The sequence below is a fragment of the Nocardiopsis quinghaiensis genome, assembly GCF_008638365.1.
Classification (GTDB): domain Bacteria; phylum Actinomycetota; class Actinomycetes; order Streptosporangiales; family Streptosporangiaceae; genus Nocardiopsis; species Nocardiopsis quinghaiensis.
On sequence record NZ_VWVU01000028.1, the window covers coordinates 1 to 16,207 of the forward strand.

14 protein-coding genes and 1 pseudogene are annotated in these 16,207 nt (G+C 72.6%); 8 read left to right on the forward strand and 7 right to left on the reverse strand.

Annotated elements, in window-relative coordinates; genetic code table 11:
• A pseudogene (locus FYX01_RS27365) lies at window positions 1–117 on the forward strand (IS30 family transposase); the annotation flags it as partial.
• Between the two features lie 69 nt (window positions 118–186).
• Here the strand turns inward: FYX01_RS27365 and FYX01_RS21885 are convergent.
• A complete protein-coding gene (locus FYX01_RS21885; RefSeq protein ID WP_150244367.1) occupies window positions 187–990 on the reverse strand; it encodes an SIR2 family NAD-dependent protein deacylase in 804 nt (267 codons plus the stop codon).
• Between the two features lie 166 nt (window positions 991–1,156).
• On the opposite strand from FYX01_RS21885, the gene FYX01_RS21890 reads away from it, so the two are divergent.
• On the forward strand, window positions 1,157–2,041 hold the full coding sequence (locus FYX01_RS21890) for a sulfotransferase family protein (RefSeq protein WP_150244369.1): 885 nt from the start codon (window positions 1,157–1,159) through the stop codon (window positions 2,039–2,041).
• 42 nt (window positions 2,042–2,083) lie between these two features.
• Here FYX01_RS21890 and FYX01_RS21895 read toward each other — a convergent pair whose 3' ends face one another.
• Window positions 2,084–2,668, reverse strand: coding sequence for a TetR/AcrR family transcriptional regulator (locus tag FYX01_RS21895; RefSeq protein ID WP_190394438.1), 585 nt, complete (start codon window positions 2,666–2,668; stop codon window positions 2,084–2,086).
• A 100-nt stretch (window positions 2,669–2,768) separates the two neighbouring features.
• Here FYX01_RS21895 and FYX01_RS21900 point away from each other — a divergent pair, with 100 nt between their 5' ends.
• The gene (locus FYX01_RS21900) at window positions 2,769–3,761 is read left to right on the forward strand and encodes a DMT family transporter (protein ID WP_150244373.1); all 993 of its coding nucleotides are present in this window, start codon (window positions 2,769–2,771) and stop codon (window positions 3,759–3,761) included.
• Window positions 3,762–3,872: 111 nt separating this feature from the next.
• Window positions 3,873–4,034 (forward strand): hypothetical protein, encoded by a 162-nt coding sequence (locus FYX01_RS26320; RefSeq protein WP_190394439.1) that lies wholly within the window; start codon window positions 3,873–3,875, stop codon window positions 4,032–4,034.
• Between the two features lie 60 nt (window positions 4,035–4,094).
• On the opposite strand, the gene FYX01_RS21905 is transcribed toward FYX01_RS26320, so the two are convergent.
• Window positions 4,095–4,922: an aldo/keto reductase gene (locus FYX01_RS21905; RefSeq protein ID WP_150244416.1), complete on the reverse strand. Its 828-nt coding sequence runs from the start codon at window positions 4,920–4,922 to the stop codon at window positions 4,095–4,097.
• Between the two features lie 359 nt (window positions 4,923–5,281).
• On the opposite strand from FYX01_RS21905, the gene FYX01_RS21910 reads away from it, so the two are divergent.
• Window positions 5,282–6,463 (forward strand): PucR family transcriptional regulator, encoded by a 1,182-nt coding sequence (locus tag FYX01_RS21910; protein WP_150244375.1) that lies wholly within the window; start codon window positions 5,282–5,284, stop codon window positions 6,461–6,463.
• Between the two features lie 312 nt (window positions 6,464–6,775).
• Window positions 6,776–7,372: a Dps family protein gene (locus tag FYX01_RS21915; protein WP_150244377.1), complete on the forward strand. Its 597-nt coding sequence runs from the start codon at window positions 6,776–6,778 to the stop codon at window positions 7,370–7,372.
• A 90-nt stretch (window positions 7,373–7,462) separates the two neighbouring features.
• Here the strand turns inward: FYX01_RS21915 and FYX01_RS21920 are convergent, their stop codons facing one another.
• The 4 genes from FYX01_RS21920 to FYX01_RS21935 all read right to left on the reverse strand — a co-directional run bounded on the left by FYX01_RS21920 (window position 7,463) and on the right by FYX01_RS21935 (window position 11,439).
• Window positions 7,463–8,341 (reverse strand): ABC transporter permease, encoded by an 879-nt coding sequence (locus FYX01_RS21920; protein ID WP_150244379.1) that lies wholly within the window; start codon window positions 8,339–8,341, stop codon window positions 7,463–7,465.
• Window positions 8,331–9,116: an ABC transporter ATP-binding protein gene (locus FYX01_RS21925; protein ID WP_150244381.1), complete on the reverse strand. Its 786-nt coding sequence runs from the start codon at window positions 9,114–9,116 to the stop codon at window positions 8,331–8,333. Before FYX01_RS21925 ends, FYX01_RS21920 begins: the two co-directional genes overlap by 11 nt.
• Complete coding sequence (locus tag FYX01_RS21930; protein WP_150244383.1) at window positions 9,113–10,171, reverse strand: ABC transporter substrate-binding protein; 1,059 nt, start codon at window positions 10,169–10,171, stop codon at window positions 9,113–9,115. The genes FYX01_RS21925 and FYX01_RS21930 overlap by 4 nt, the downstream gene beginning before the upstream one ends.
• Window positions 10,172–10,548: 377 nt before the next feature.
• Window positions 10,549–11,439 carry a MetQ/NlpA family ABC transporter substrate-binding protein gene (locus FYX01_RS21935; RefSeq protein ID WP_150244385.1) on the reverse strand — a complete coding sequence of 297 codons (891 nt, stop codon included), beginning with the start codon at window positions 11,437–11,439 and terminating at the stop codon, window positions 10,549–10,551.
• A gap of 327 nt (window positions 11,440–11,766) precedes the next feature.
• Between FYX01_RS21935 and xylB the strand changes: the two genes are divergently transcribed.
• Both xylB and FYX01_RS21945 read left to right on the forward strand, forming a co-directional pair.
• Complete coding sequence (gene xylB / locus FYX01_RS21940; protein ID WP_150244387.1) at window positions 11,767–13,152, forward strand: xylulokinase; 1,386 nt, start codon at window positions 11,767–11,769, stop codon at window positions 13,150–13,152.
• A 249-nt stretch (window positions 13,153–13,401) separates the two neighbouring features.
• Entirely contained in the window at window positions 13,402–16,179 is a 2,778-nt protein-coding gene (locus FYX01_RS21945) for a helix-turn-helix transcriptional regulator (RefSeq protein WP_150244389.1), read from the forward strand.
• Window positions 16,180–16,207: the final 28 nt, after the last annotated feature.

Genomic DNA, 16,207 nt, shown 5'->3' on the forward strand with positions numbered 1-16,207 from the left:
TCGCAGGAGGGGTTGGACGGGGTGGCCGCCGAGCTCAACGGCCGTCCCCGTCAGACCCTGGGCTGGGCCACCCCGGCCGAGGCCCTCGACAAGTTCCTCGTTGCAACAACCACTTGACCCCAAGCGGCCGAGATTGCCGCTGGGGGCAAGATCATCGCTGCCAGGCGCGGGGAACCCGCTGCCCCGCTAGGCCTGTGCCGCGCGCACCCGCTCCACCAGGGCGGGGACGGCCTCACCGATGGAGTCGCGCAGGACCACGGCGGCGAAGTCGTCGTAGGGCGTGGGCTCGGCGTTGACGATGACCAGGCCGGCCCCCGACATCATGGCCACGTCGCACAGCCCCGCCACCGGGTGCACGGTCAGCGAGGTGCCCACGGCCAGGAACACGTCGCACTCGCGGGCGGCCCGCGTGGCCTCCTCGACGACGTCCGCGTCGAGCCGCTGGCCGAAGGAGATGGTGTCCGACTTCTGGATGCCCCCGCACTCCACGCACCGGGGGTCGGACTCCTCGTCCAGGCGGTCCAGCACCTCCTCGCTGGGCGTGCGCAGCCCGCACGCCATGCACACCACCCGCAGCAGGGTGCCGTGCACCTCGACGACCCTGTCGCCGGTCACCCCGCCCAGCTGGTGCAGGCCGTCGATGTTCTGGGTGACCAGCGTCCGCAGCCGTCCCGTGGCCTCCAGGTCGGCGAAGGCGCGGTGTGCGGCGTTGGGCCGAGCGCGCCGCATCCGGTGGGCGCGGCGCTGTGTCCACACCTCGCGGCGTACGTTCACGTCGCCCATGTAGGTGTCGATGTCCGACAGGGCCTGCGCGCCCGGGTCGGTCGTCCACACCCCCCGCGGACCGCGGAAGTCGGGAATCCCGGAATCGGTGGACACTCCCGCGCCGGTGAGCACCGTGATGCGTTCGGCGGATACCAGCAGGTCGGCGGACCGTTCGAAGTCCTCGGGGTCGACGAAGGACGCGGAGTCGGTGGTGATCGAGGCCATAATCCCCTTCTTACAACGACTTGGTGACCGCTTTCCCCGCCTTTGACCTCGAACGGGGGCTTCCACCCGCCGACACGCCGTAACCTCGGAGGCGTGTGGGGTGCAGAGGCGAAATCCCCGGCCGATGCACACGAGATGGGCAAAGGGTGCGAAAATCAACACAATCATGAAGCAGCCGTCCTACATTCTCGTGGTCAACGGGACCAAGGTCCAACGCCCTGTGTTCGTGCTGGGCGCTCCCCACTCCGGGGTCACCGAGGTCTCCCGTGCCCTGTCCCGTGTTCCCGGGTTCCACATCGGTGCGGGCTCGTCGGGCGTGCTCAACGCCGTCTACGCCGTGGCCAGGCGGCCCTCCCTCGCCCTGGAGAAGGCCGCGGGAACGGCGAGCCTGCTGCGTGAGGCCTACGCCGAGGCATGGCAGCTCACCCCCCTGACCTGTCCCCGGTGCCCGAGGCCGTGGACGCGCGTGCCCGCCAACGTCTCCGCCGAACCGTGCGAGCACAGCGCGGACGTGCACCGCTACGGCGACGCCAGCCCCGACCTGCTGTTCAGCGCCACCGCCCTGCACGCGGCCTTCCCAGACGCGCTGTTCGTGCAGGTCATCCGGGACGGCCGCGACGTCATCGCGGACATGATGGAGGACGAGCGCTCCCTGGCCTGGACCAAGCCGAGCTTCATGAAGCTGGACCACGAGTTCCCCAACCACTTCTTCGGGCTGGAGGAGGAGTCGGACCTGACCGCGTTCACGGAGGGGTCCACGGCAGCCAAGTGCGCGATGCGGTGGCGGGGCGCGGTCCGCATGTCGGCGCTGCTGCGCCGCAGCATCGGCGCCGAGCAGCTGCTGACCCTGCGCTACGAGGACGTGCACGGCGGGGAGGTGGACACCGCCGAGCGGCTGCGGGAGTTCACCGGGGCGCGGGTGTCGGCCTCGGAGCTGCTGACCGAGGAGTCGTGGGGCGTGGGCTCCTGGCGCGAGCGCCTGTCCCGCACGCAGCACGGGGAGGTGCACGAGGTGGCGGGCGTGGAGCTGTCCCGGCTCGGCTACCGCTGAGCCGGGCGGGCGCACGGCCCCGGGCACTTCCGCCGGAACACCTCAGGCAGCGCCGTGGACGGTCATCAGGGCGTCCGCGGCGGCACGGGCCGTGCGGGCGGCGTCCGCCACCCCGGTGACGTTGCGGGCGACCACGGCCCCCTCGTGCAGCATGGCCAGCGCGTCGCCGAGGGCCGCCGGATCATCCGCTCCGGCCCGCGCGGCGAGATCGGCGTACAGGTCGCGCAGCCCCCGCTTCTGGTCCTCGGCGACCGCGCGGCCGGGGTGCTCGGGGTCGGAGAGCTCGGCGTAGGCGTTGACCATGGCGCAGCCGCGCGGGTTCTCCGCGCCCATCCAGTCGTCCAGGGCCTCGAAGGTGGCCGCCACGCGTGCGCGCGGTGCGTCGGCCCGCCCCAGGTAGGCGTCGAGGTGCTCGCGCCAGCGGGCGTCGCGGGCGCGCAGGTACTGGACGACGAGTTGCTGCTTGGAGCCGAACCGGTCGTAGATGGTCTTCTTGGTGACCCCGGCCCGCTCGGCGACCAGCTCCATGCCGACGGTGTTGATGCCCCGGGTGTAGAACAGCTCGGTCGCCACGTCCAGGACGCGGCGCGCGGCCGGGGTCATCGGTCTGGTCCCGCTGCTGGTCATGGCGTCCACTCCCCTGCTTCCCGCTCTCCCATCCGGCCCCGCGGTGTGGCGGCCGGTGACTACATTGTGAGTATACCGACCGGTATGTTTACCTGGCAACATGGAACCCGGGAAAGCGCACACGCTCCGTCCCCTGCTGCCCGTCCTGCTCGCCGGAGGGCTGGTGGTGACGTGGAGTTCCGGTTTCGTCGGTGCCGAACTCGGCACCGCGTACGCGCCCGCGACGACCCTGCTGGCCTGGCGCTTCATGGTGGTGGCCGCGCTGCTGGCGGCATGGTGCCTGTGGCGGCGGGCACGGATGCCACGGCGGGACCTGGTGGCGCACGCCGTACTCGGGCTGCTGTCCCAGGCCGGGTTCCTGTACGGGGTGTTCGCTGCGGCGCAGGCGGGCGTGGCCGCGGGGACGAGCGCACTGGTGGCCGCCCTCCAGCCGCTGGTGGCGACGGCGCTGGCGGTCCCGCTGCTGGGTGAGCGGGTGCGGCCGCGCCGACTGGCGGGCCTGGCGGTGGGGTTGGCCGGGGTCGGGCTGGTGGTGGGCGCCGACCTGCTGCGGCCGGGCGCGGCGCCCTGGTGGGGGTATCTGCTGCCGCTCTGGGCGATGCTCTCCCTGGTGGCCGCGACCCTGCTGGAGCGCCGTGCGCGGCCCGGAGGCTCGCTGGTGGAGGCCCTGGCGGTGCAGTGCGCGGTGAGCGCGGTGCTGTTCACGGGGCTGGCCGCCGCCACCGGAACGCTGGCCCCGCCCGCCGATCCGGGGTTCTGGGCGGCGGTGGCCTGGGTGGTGGTGCTGTCGACGCTGGGAGGCTACGGCCTGTACTGGGTCAACCTGGCCCGGACGGGTGTGGCCCGGGTGTCCGCCCTGCTGTACCTGACCCCGCCCACCACGCTGGTGTGGTCCTGGCTGATGTTCGGCGACCCGGTGGGCCCGGGCGCCCTGGCGGGGATGGCGGTGTGCACGGTGGCCGTGGTGCTGGTGAGCACCGGAGGCGTCAAGGGAGGCGCCGACGTGCGGAGCGGCGGGAGGACGGTTGGACGCGGTCCCGCCCGGGGGCGCCGCCAGGGACGCCGGGGACGTCCGGATCACGCAGGCCGCTGACCGCCGACCGCGGTGTCCGTCCCGTCGAGGCCCCCTCCCGTCCGGCGTCGCGCCCGCCGCCCGTCCGACGGCCCCTCCGGGCTCCGCCGGGCGGGCGGCTACGATGAGCGCATGTCGATCACTTTGCTGCTGTCCGTCATCGCACTCGTCGCCGTGCTCGGGGTGGTCGCCGCCATCTTCGTCGGGGGCGCCGTCTACGTCCGGCGCGTCCGCCGTGACGGCACCGACTCCGTCCTGGCCGGCGCCCGCAAGCGCCGGGAACTGCGCGACTAGGCCCCGCCGAGTGCCCCTTCCCCGGGGAGAGCCCTCAGGGCGCGTCCGACGGACGGCGCCCTAGACTCCGGTGAACTCGTCGGGGTCGGGACCGAAGCGGCTGTCGGTGTTGAGCCGGCTGACACGGTCCACCTCCTCGCCGGAGAGCTCGAACTCGAAGACCTGGAAGTTGGACCGGATCCGCTCCGGGGTCACCGACTTGGGGATCACCACGTTGCCCAGCTGCAGGTGCCAGCGCAGCAGCACCTGCGCGGGTGTGCGCTCGTGGTCCTCGGCGATCGCGACGACCGCGGGATGGTTCAGGAGCTTGCCGTGGCCCAGGGGGCTCCACGCCTCGGTGACGATTCCGTGCTCGGCGTTGAAGGCGCGCATGGTCTCCTGGGTGAGCAGCGGGTGCAGCTCGATCTGGTTGACCATGGGCGTGATCCCGCCCTCCTCCATGACCCGCTCCAGATGCGACCGCTGGAAGTTGGACACCCCGATGGCGCGGACGCGGCCCTCGGCGTAGAGGCGCTCCAGCGCCTTCCACGTGGGCACGTACTGGTCGCGCCCGGGCAGCGGCCAGTGGATGAGGTACAGGTCGAGCACGTCCAGCCCCAGCCGCTCCAGGCTGGCGTCGAAGGCTCTCAGGGCGGCGTCGTAGCCCTGGTCGGAGTTGGACAGCTTGGTCGTGACGAAGACCTCACCGCGTTCCAGGCCCGAGCGGCGCAGTGCCTCGCCGACCCCCTCCTCGTTGTCGTAGGCGGCCGCGGTGTCGATGCTGCGGTAACCGGCGTCGAGCGCGGTGGAGACGGCCGGCACCACCTCGTCCGGGGGTACCTGCCACACACCGAATCCCAGCTGTGGAATGCGTAGTCCATTACCCAGAGTGGTTTCCGGGACTGTCATCTGCTTCATCTGTCTCATCCCCCGTTGGCGCTGAACGGTTCTGCTCGTTCTCGCGGCGTGCGGCCTTCCGCAGTCGCATACTGCCATGTTCGTGCTGGTCACCGCCCCGGGTGCGCACAGCTGTGCGCACTTTTTACCGTTCGCGCCCGGTGGCGGACGGTGGTGGAGGACGCCCCCGCGGGCGGAAGCGTCCCCGGTGACGTCCACGCCACCACCTGACTCACCATCCGTTCTTGATGACACCCCCGTCACAGCCGTCTCTTCCCTTGTCCCCTACCCCGATGGGACCAGCCCTCCCACAGCCCGGACCGCGGGGCCGCCGGTAGGCTTCCCGGATCCGACCCGGGGCTGGAGGTGGGATGGGATACGAACAGCGTGCCCTGGTCAGCGCCGAGCTGGCGCGGGATCGGGCCGGACTGGTGGAGCGGATCGTCTCCGAGGTGCACGCCGAGGTCCCCGCCTACCGGGCCCTGCACGGTTCCCAACTGGCGGAGGTGCGGGCGATCACCGGGTGGCTGGTGAGCCGTTCACTGGAGTTGTGGGTGGCCGGAGCGACACGGCTGCCGCCGGGGGACGTGGATCGGCTGCGGAGCATCGGGCGTTCCCGGGCCGCCGACGGGCGGTCGATCGGGGCGGTGGTGCGGGCGCACCGTGTGGGGTCGGCGACAGCGGTGCGGCTGGTGTCGGAGGCCGCGGCCGACCGGCTCGACGCCGCCGACGTGTTCGCTCTGAGCGAACTGTGGCTGACCTCGATCGACCAGATATCCGAGAGCCTGTCCGCGGGCCACGACGAGACCGCGCACCGGTTGGACGCCGACCTGGAGCGGGCCCGCCGGGCGTTCCTGGACGACCTGCTCATCGGGAGGCAGGCCTCGCGCGGAGCGATCCGCGACCGGTCGCGGACCCTGGGCATCACGCCGCCCGACCCGGCGGTGCTGGTGGTGGCCGAGGCCTGCGCGCCTTCCTCCGACGAACCGTCACAGGCGGTCACGGTGTCGGCGGGGATGGAACTGCTGGGCCTGGCGGGACCGGTGGGCGCCGATCCGCTGCTGACGACGCGCTCGGGACGGGTGGTGGTCCTGCTGTCCCCCGAAGACGACGCCCGGATGGCCGCCGTGCTCGGCCGGGGCCCCTGGCGCGGGTGCGTGCTGGAGCCGCGCGCGCTGACCGACATGTCGGCCGCCTACCGGCTGGCGGACGACGCCCTGGAGACCGCTCCGCCGCACGCGTTCGGCGCCCGGGGGCTGCTGGGGGACGCGGACGCGTGCGTGCTGGCGCTGCTCAACGGAGGTCCGGTCACCCCGGCCGCGGTCCGCCGCACCGTCCTGGGGCCGCTGCTGTCGGAGGGCAACGCCCATCTGCTGGAGACTCTGCGGGCCTACTTCCGGGAGGGGGCGGCGACCACCGCCGCGGGCGCGTTGCACGTCCACGCGCAGACGCTGCGCTACCGGCTGCGCCGGGTACGGGAGCTGACCGGGTACGACCCGCACCGGCCCTGGCCGCGGTTCGTCCTGGAGACCGCCTGCGCCATCGCCCCCTGACCGGCGCGGCCGGAAGGAGCCAGGACTCCGTGGCAGGCCCCGGTTCCTCCGGTGGCACCTGGAGGAGGCCCTGGCCGCGGTAGTCCTGGCAGGACTTCCATCCGCCGTCCCCGTGCAGGAAGCCGCCCGTCGAGGCACCGCTCCCGTGCCCGTCGGTGGGGTCCGTGCGACGAAAGCACGTGACACCCGCCTCCGGTCGGGGCGAGGTTAGGTGTCCGCCAGCGGTGGGTAGCCGAGACTGGCAGACGGATCGTGCCACGGCTTGTACTCACAGCCGCGACACGAGTCACACCGACTGGAGGGGGACCAGACGTGACGACCGCAGACCACAGGACCGGAACGGCGCCAAAGCCCAGGAGCAGCCAGCCGTGGCTGCACCAGAGCGGCGAGGAGATCCAGGAGTTCGGGACGGTTCGCCAGTTCCCGGTCGGGCTGTCCTATGACACGCGGATGTACTCCTGCCAGCGGCTCAACCAGGTGCTGTGCGACACGCGCATCCTGCACGACCTGTACAAGAAGCACCACTGGCTGATGCGGGGGCAGACCTTCTACCAGCTGCACCTGCTGATGGACAAGCACGCCGGTGAGCAGACCGCACTGATCGACAGCATCGCCGAGCGCGTGCAGACCCTGGGCGGTGTGGCGGTCGGTGACCCCCGGCACGTCGCGGAGATCACCAACATCCCGCGCCCGCCGAACGGCGCCGAGGAGGTGCCCGCGATGCTCTCCCGTCTCCTGGAGGGGCACGAGACCATCCTGGAGGACTGCCACGACGCGGCGGCACGCACGCAGGAGCTGGGGGACGACGGCACGAACGACCTGCTGGTGTCGGAGGTGATCCGCGTCAACGAACTCCAGGCCTGGTTCGTGGCCGAGCACCTGGTGGACACACCGCTGGTGCGCGCCTAGGTCCTACCGCACGGTGGGCCGGTCAGCCGTCGCTGGCCGGCCCACCGTCGTGTGCGCGGAACCGGCCGCCCCGGCTCCGGCCGGCCGGAGTCAGGAGGCGGTGACGCCCCAGCGGTGGCGGATGGAGCGGTCGGCCCAGTTGAAGAACACGTCGATGACGATGCCCACGCACAGCACGATGACGACGTAGGCCAGCAGGCCCTCGGAGTCGTTGAACTGGCGTGCCTGGCTCAGCGCCCAGCCGATGGAGCTCTGCTGGTTGATGATGACCAGCAGTTCGCCCGCCATGAGTGAGCGCCAGGCGAAGGCCCACCCCTGCTTGAGGCCGGAGACGAACATCGGCAGGGCGGCCGGGACGATCAGCAGCGTGTACCTCTGGACACCGCGCAGGCCCATGGCCTGGCCCGCCCGCAGCAGCTGCGGGGACACGTAGTCGATCCCCGAGGTCAGACCGCCCGCGATGGAGGGCGCGGCGCCCAGGACGATCACGAACATGATGGCCGACTCGCTGATGCCGTAGAGCAGCATCGCGAAGGGGAACCAGACGATGGACGGCATGGTCTGCAGGCCCGTGATGAGGGAGCCGATCGCCACGCGCAGCAGTCGGAACCGCGTCACGGCCAGGCCGAGGAACACGCCCACGGTGAGGGCCAGTGCGAAGCCCGTGAGGGCGCGGCGCATGGTGACCCCGAAGGCCTCCCAGAACTCGGCGGAGGTGACCTCGGTGAGCAGGCGCGGCAGGACCTGGTCGGGCCCGGGCAGGACGTAGACCGGCCGCCACCCGCTCCACACCACGGCCTGCCAGGCCACGAGCACGATGGCCACGGCGGCCAGCTTGGGCCAGGTGGCCGCCCACGCCCTGGCCGCCACCCGCACGGCGGTGGGCCGGTCGGACTGTCGCGACGGCGCCATCTCCAGGGCGTCCAGGCCCTGGACCTGGCGGTCCTGCACACTGGGGTCAGCCGGCATGGCGCGACACCTCCACCTTCAGCCGATCGGTGATCTCGGCCGCCTGGGAGGCGATCTGCGCGGAGTCGATCCGGCGGGGCCGCTCGCCCTCCACCGCGAACTCCTCGATGACGCGACCGGGACGGCTGGAGAGCAGGATGACCCGGTCCCCCAGACGCACGGCCTCGCGCACGTTGTGCGTGACGAACATGACGGTCAGCGACTTCTCCCGCCAGATCCGCTCCAGCTCGTCGTGGAGGATGTCGCGGGTCATGGCGTCCAGGGCCCCGAAGGGCTCGTCCATGAGCAGCACGTCGGCGTCCTGGGCCAGGGCCCGGGCCAGGGCGACGCGCTGGCGCATGCCGCCGGAGAGCTGGTGCGGGCGCTTGCGGGCGACGCCGCTCAGGCGCACCAGGTCGAGCAGTTCGGCGACGCGCTCCTTGCGTCGGGCCTTGGGCACCCCGTTGACCCGCATGGGGACCTCGATGTTGCCGCCGATGGTGAGCCAGGGGAACAGGGACGACTCCTGGAACATCATGGCCACACGGTGTCCGCCCACGTCCACGGTCCCGGTGGTGGGCCGTGCCAGGCCCGCCACGAGCGAGAGCAGAGTGCTCTTTCCACAGCCGGAGGCGCCCACGATCGCGACGAACTCCCGCGCCCGCACCGAGACGGACATGCCGTCGATGGCGGTCACGGCGCCCGTGCCCTCACCGAACACCTTGGAGATGTGGTCGATCTCGACGGCGGAGGCGCGCGCGGTGCCCGTACTGATGCTCTCGGTCGTGACTGTCACTGTTCCTCCTGTGGTCCGGCGACCTCGTCCCGTCCGGCCTCCCGGAGGAGGCCGTTGAGCGGGTCGAGGGCGTAGATGCCGTTCAGGTCCACCGGATCGATCAGGCCCACGGTCTGGGCGTGTTCGGCTCCTGCGGCCAGGGACGGGGCGATCGGGTCGACGGTGAAGGTCATGTTGTCGAAGGCCGAGGCGACGACCTCGGGCTCGGGCCGGTTGCCGGTCAGGTCGGCCAGGTGTGCGGCGGCGGTCCTTCGCGCGTCCTCGGGGTGGGTGTTGACCCAGTCGACGGTGTCGATGTGGCCTCGCAGGAGCCGCTCGACCTCCTCGGGGTGGGTGGCGAGGAAGTCGGCGTTGACGATGAGGTGCGTGGTGACGAAGTCGCCGCCGGTCTCGGGCCACTGCCCGGACTCGTCGAGCAAGAGTTCGCCCCCGGACTCGATGACCAGCCGGCTCAGGTAGGGCTCGGGGAGCCAGGCGCCGTCGATCTCACCGAGCGCGAAGGCGTTCACGGTCTCGGCGTTGTCCTGGGGGATGACCGACAGGTCCCCACCGCCCTCGGTGTCGACCAGCCAGCCCTGTTCCCGGGCGAACCAGCGCAGCGCCACGTCCTGGGTGTTGCCCAGTTGGGGTGTGGCCAGGGTGGCGCCGGACAGGTCCTCGACGTCGTCGATGCCGGAGCGCACGACCAGGCCCGCACCGCCCGAGGTCGACCCGGCGATGACGCGCAGCGCGGCGCCCTCGGACTGCGCCCAGCCGTTGACGGTCGGGCTGGGTCCGATGAAGGCAGCGTCGATCTCGCCGGAGAAGACGGCGTTGACCGCGTCGGGGCCCGCGTTGAAGGTCTGGGTGGAGAGCGGGGTGTCCTCGCCCAGGGCCTCGCGGAGGAGGCCGTTCTCCACGCCCACCAGCGCCGGAGCGTGGGTGAGGTTGGGGAAGTACCCGAGTGTGAGCCCGCGGTCGTCGTCCCGGCCTCCCGTGGCCCCGCACGCGGTGGTCACCGCGGCCAGGACCAGGGCCGCCGCGGTGGCGCGGAGCGGGGACGTACGCGGGGACATCGGGATCCTTCTGGTTTCGGTGTTCCGGACCGGCGCACCAAACTCTACTTAATGAGTAGGTTTTGTGGAAGCTGGGCGCTCCGACCCCCTTTCCCCGGATGACCGGCCCAAACGGGAGGGGGCGGCCCCGAGGGCGGCGCCGACCCGCGCGGAAAGCGCAGTTCAGGCGGCCGCACGCAGGATCGCGCCCGGAGCGCCGTGTCCCACCGGATCCCGCCCTCCCCGGTCATGTGACGCGGATCACCGTTGACGGTCCGGGCATGTCGGGGCTCCGACACAGCGTGAGGGCGGCGGAGCCGGAGAGCTCCGCCGCCCTCACAGCGGAAGAAGGGTGTGCGGCGGACCGGCCCCGGATGAAGCGGGTCCGGCCCCCGGGATCACTCCTGGTCGCCGCCCTCGCCCTCGGCTCCGGACTCGACGATGTCTCCCTCGCCGTCGACCGCCAGGACGACGCCCTTCCAGGACTCCTGGACGTACTCCAGGACCCGCTCGTCGTGCAGCAGCTCGGCCAGCAGCTGGACGCGCTCGTCGTCGGCGTTCTCCGCCAGGGCGACCAGGCCGTTGGCGTAGTCCTCGACGTAGTCCTCGCCCTCGGGCTCCCAGGCCAGGACGTTGGACTCCTCGGGCAGGTTCGTCTCGATGGCGTAGTTGCCGTTGACGACCGCGGCGTCCACGTCGGTGATCGAGCGGGGCAGCTGCGCGGCCTCCAACGGGGTGACGGTGATGTCGCGCGGGTTGTCGGTGATGTCGTCCTCTGTGGCGGACGCGCCGGCCTCCGGGTCGATGGTCACCAGGTCCTGGGCCTCCAGGATGCCCAGGGCGCGGGCGAGGTTGGCCGGGTCGTTGGGAACCGCGATCTCGGCGCCCTCGGGCAGGTCCCCGATGCTCTCGACGGTCTCGGAGTACAGGCCCAGCCGCTCGATGTGGACGTCGGTGACATAGGTGAGCTCGGCGTCCGGCCCGTTGGCCACCCACTCGTCGAGGAAGGAGCGGTGCTGGAAGTAGTTGGCGTCCAGCTCACCCTCGACCAGGGCGGTGTTGGGGATGTTGTAGTCGGAGATCTCCTCGATCTCCAGCTCCAGGCCCGCCTCCTCGGCGAGGTTCTCGTCGATGAAGGAGAGGATGTCGCCGTGCGGTACGGGGCTGACGCCCACCCGCAGCACGTTCCCCTCGCCACTGGAGTCGGCGGCCTGCTCGCTGGGCGCGCCGCAGGCGGCGAGTGCCAGGACGAGGGTGGCTGCCCCGAGGGCGGCCGGGGTCGTGCGCATGGTGCGCTCCTTCGTGATCGTTGGCTGGGGAACGCGGCGGCCGGCACCCGGCGACCGCGCGACTCTCGGCCCCTGGGAGACGCCGCAGAGCTGGTCAGAGCCTATCCAACCTATTTAGTAGGAATTGTTCCTCAGCTCCCCTGTCGCGCGTGGGATCGGACACATGCCTTCGCCTCCGCCCCGGCGGAGGAGCCGCCGGAGCCGGCGGCGGCTCCCGGCCGTGCGCGTCGGGGACGGGCGTATCCCTCTGGCAGCGCTTTCCAGCCCCGGCCTCCATCCCCTAGGTTGTGAAGGTTGCCACCCCACCTGCCCTCACGGAGCGAAACGATGCCCCTGGTCGCCGGAGTCGACAGTTCGACCCAGTCCTGCAAGATCGTGGTCTGCGACGCCGACAGCGGCGCGGTCGTGCGCGAGGCGCGCGCCCCGCACCCCGACGGAACCGAGATCCACCCCGACGCGTGGTGGTCCGCCCTGACCCAGGCCTCCTCCGGCCTGCTCGACGACGTGGCCGCCGTCGCCGTCGCCGGACAGCAGCACGGCATGGTCGCCGTCGACGAGCTCGGCGCGGTGGTGCGCCCCGCGCTGCTGTGGAACGACACGCGCTCGGCCGGAGCGGCACTGGACCTGGTGGAGGAGCTGGGCGGCACCGCCGAGTGGGCCGGGTCCGTGGACAACATCCCCAACGCCAGCCTGACCGTCAGCAAGCTGCGCTGGCTGGCACGGCACGAACCGGACAACGCCGCGCGCACGACCGGGGTGATGCTCCCCCACGACTGGCTCACCTGGCAGTTGACCGGCGCGAGGGCCGAGCCCACCACGGACCGGGGCGACGCCTCCGGCACCGGCTACTGGTCGGCGACCGAGAACGCCTACCGGCCCGACCTGCTGGCGCGGGCCTTCGGACGCGAGGTCCAGGTGCCGCGGGTGGCCGAGCCGGCCGAGGCCGTGGGCCGCACGCCGTCGGGCGCGCTGGTCGCCCCCGGGACCGGCGACAACATGGGCGCCGCCCTGGGCCTGGGCCTGCGCCCGGGCGACGCCGTGGTCTCCCTGGGCACCAGCGGGACCGTGTTCGCCGTCAGTGAGGGCCCCACGCGGGACCCCGGCGGGATCATCTGCGGGTTCGCCGACGCGACCGGCCGGTACCTGCCGCTGGTGTGCACCCTGAACGCGGCACGGGTGCTCAGCGCCACCGCCGCGATGCTGGGTGTGGACCTTGCGGGACTGGACGAGCTGGCGCTCGCCGCCGAGCCGGGTGCAGAGGGGGTCGTGCTGCTGCCCTACCTGGACGGCGAGCGCACCCCGGTGCTGCCCGACGCCGCGGGCTCCCTGCACGGCCTGCGCCGCTCCAACATGCGTCCGGAGAACATCGCCCGCGCGGCGGTGGAGGGGATGCTGTGCGGGCTGGCCGACGGGCTGTCCGCGATGACCGACACCGGCATCCCGGTCGGCCAGGTCATGCTCGTGGGCGGGGCCGCGCGGTCGGCCGCCGTGCGCGCGGTCGCCCCGACCGTCCTGGGCGCGCGGGTGGTCGTGCCGCCGCCCGCCGAGTACGTCGCGCTCGGTGCCGCCAGGCAGGCGGCGTGGACGTTGGCGGGGACCGCCGAGCCGCCGTCCTGGGGCACCGGTGAGCCGGAGGCCGCCGCCGACCCCGTGGACGCGCCGCACGTGCGTGAGCGCTACGCAGCGGCGCGCCGGTCCACGCACGGCGTGTAGGGGCCCGGAGGAAGCGCACGGTGGCCCCGGAGGCGGACCCCCTGCGGCCCGCCGTCCCGGGGCCCGCCGTGTCCCCGGTTCCGTGCGCGGCGTCCGGCTGGAAGGAGAGGAACGGCCTGCCCGCCCCCATCGGTCCAGCTTGTCGGCCGGAAGGCCACGGAGCATTCACCGCGCAGAAACACCGAGTCCTTATCTTGCTTGGGGCCCCTCCCTGGAATCGGGGCGTACTCAAGAGCGAACGAGGAGCCGATGCATCTTGTCCAGCGTGAGCACGAACGCGCCCTCATCCGGAGCCTCTACGCCGAGTGCCTGAGGGGCAGGGGCCAGATCGTCCACATCACGGGACCCACGGCCTCCGGAAAGTCAGCGCTGTTGGACGACTTCGTCGGACACGTGACGGCCTCGGGCGGGATGCACATTCCCGTCAGCGGGGTACGCGGCGAGCAGGACCTGCCGCTCGGCCTCCTCAACCAGATCATGGTCGCGGTCGGGCTGTCCCCCGTCGCCCTGGAGGCGAGGCGGGTCTCGGAGCTTCCCCAAGCCGACCTGCTCCCCTGGCTGGTCCCCCGGTTGGAGGAGGTGTGCCGCGAACTGAGGCTCACGGCCTCGGAGGCGCCCCTGACCGTGCACGTCGACGACGCCCACCTGGCCGACGCCCCCTCCGTCCGCTGCCTGCTGTACGTCCTGCGGCGCCTGCGCCGGGTGCCGCTCATGGCGGTCGTCACCGAGCGGTCGCCCTCACGTGAGGGCGTCGCCGAGCACCTCGCCGAACTGTCGTTGCTACCGCAGAGCACCCAGATCCGGCTCGCGCCGCTGGGCACCGCGGACGTGCGGGAACTCCTGTCCGGCTACTTCACCGAAGCCGGCGACGAGGCCGTGGCCGACCTGGTGCGGATCACCGGGGGCGTACCCGGCCTGGTGAGTGCCGTGCTGGGGGACCACCTCGGTACCGCACGGCGCACGCCCCGGTACGGTGCCCCGAGCAGGTTCCGGCCGGGAGAGTCCTATCGCGCCGCCTTCGTCGAGTACCTGCGCCGCCACGGGCCCTCGGCGATGGAGCTGGCCAAGGTCCTCGCGGTCATGGGTGAGACGGACGCGCGGGACGAGCCGCTCCCCCACGTCCTGACCCGCTGGCGGGAGGCGGGGAGCACGCTGCACCGGCTCGGGACGGCAGGGCTCCTGGACTCGGACGGCTTCCGCCACCCCGAGGCGCGGGCCGCCGTGCTGGACCTGATGGGGCCCGACGAACGGGCCGGGGCACACCTGGGGTGCGCCCGGCTGCTGTACGAGAACGACGCGCCGGTCATCCGGGTCGCGCGCCACCTGCGCGCCACCGACCGCGTGAGCGACCCGTGGGCGGTCCCGCTGCTGTGCACGGCCGCCGAACAGGCCATGGCCGGCGGGGACCTCGCCTTCGCGATCGACTGCCTCAGCTCCGCGTCGGCGTTCTGCACCGACGAGGGGGCCAAGCCCAGGATCGCGGTGGCGCTGGCCGCGACGCTGTGGCGGGTGGACCCCGAGGCCGCGACCCGGCACCTGCTGCGGCTCACCGGCGACGCCCTCGCCGGTCGGCTCCCCGCGTGTGAGCTGTACGCGCTGCTGCGCGGCCTGCTGTGGGCGGGACACCGCGTGGAGGCGGAGAGGGTACTGCGCGGCATGCCGGAGGCCGTGCGCGGGGACTCCGACCCGGACGCCTCGGTCGAGGCGCGCATCACCCGGGCGGTGTGCGCGACCACCCACCCGGAGGTGACGGTGCTCGTCCCCGGGGCCGAGGGAGCCGGGGAGGTCAGCGACGCCCCGAGCATCGCCAAACCGATACTGCGGCTCAGCGGGGCCGAGTCGCTGGCCACCGCCCTGGCGGGGACGGACGACCGCTGCGCGACGGACAGGGCGGAAGAGGTCCTGACCAACGCCGGACTCGGCGAGCACATGGTGGAGGCGGTGTCCGCGGCGCTCTCCGCGCTGGTCTACACCGACCGGCTCGACCGGGCCGTGTACTGGGGCGAGTCGCTCATCGACGCGCCGGACCGGTCCCCGCTCTGGCGCGGCCAGGCCCACATGCTGCGTGCCCACGTCGCGCTGCGGACCGGTGACCTGGGCGTGGCCCGGCACCACGCGAAGACCGCCCTGTCGACACTGTCCGTACCGGGTTGGGGCGTGGTGGCCGGCCTGCCGCTGGGCGACCTGCTCCTGATCGCCGAGGCCACCGGTGACCGGCGGGAGGTGGCCCGCGTCCTGGCCGAGCCCGTGACCGAGGAGGTCTTCCGCTCCCGTTTCGGCCTGCACTACCTGTACGCGCGCGGTCACCACCACCTCAACGCGGGACGGGCCCAGTGCGCCCTGGCCGACTTCTCCGTCTGCGGAGAGCTGATGACGAGGTGGGGGATGGACACCCCCTCCCTGGTGCCGTGGCGGGGCGGTACCGCCAGGGCCCACCTGCGGCTCGGGGAGCCGGGGGCGGCCCGGAGGCTGGTGGTGGAGCAGGAGGCGCTGGCGGCCCCCGGCCGTCCGCGCACGCGGGGCGTCGTCCTTCGGGACCTGGCCACCGTCCTGCCGCCCGAGGAGCGGGTACCGGTGCTGGAGGACGCGATCCACCTGCTGGACCGTGCCCCCGACGCGCTGGAGGCCTCGCGATCGCGTTTGGACCTGGCCGACACGTACGAGGTCCTGGGCGACGGCGCGGAGGCCGTGTGCCTGCGTGAGAGGGCACGCCGCTCCCTGGCCGAGCACAGCGCGCCGCTGGTCGGGGAACACGGTGCGCCGGTGCCCGCCCCCGCTCCGGGTCCGGGCGCCCGGGCCGGCGACCGCCTCGGGCCGCGACCGGCCGCGCCCGAGCTGACCAGGGCGGAGTCCCGGGTGGCGGTTCTCGCCGCCAAGGGGCTGACGAACCGGCAGATCTCGTCCAACTTGCACATCACGGTCAGCACCGTGGAGCAGCACCTGACCCGGATCTACCGCAAGTTCGACATCACCGAGCGGCAGCGGATCGCGGACGTACTCCCCCGGGACCGCGACATGGCGCGCTGAAACCGTCCGGGACCGCCGCACCCGCGCG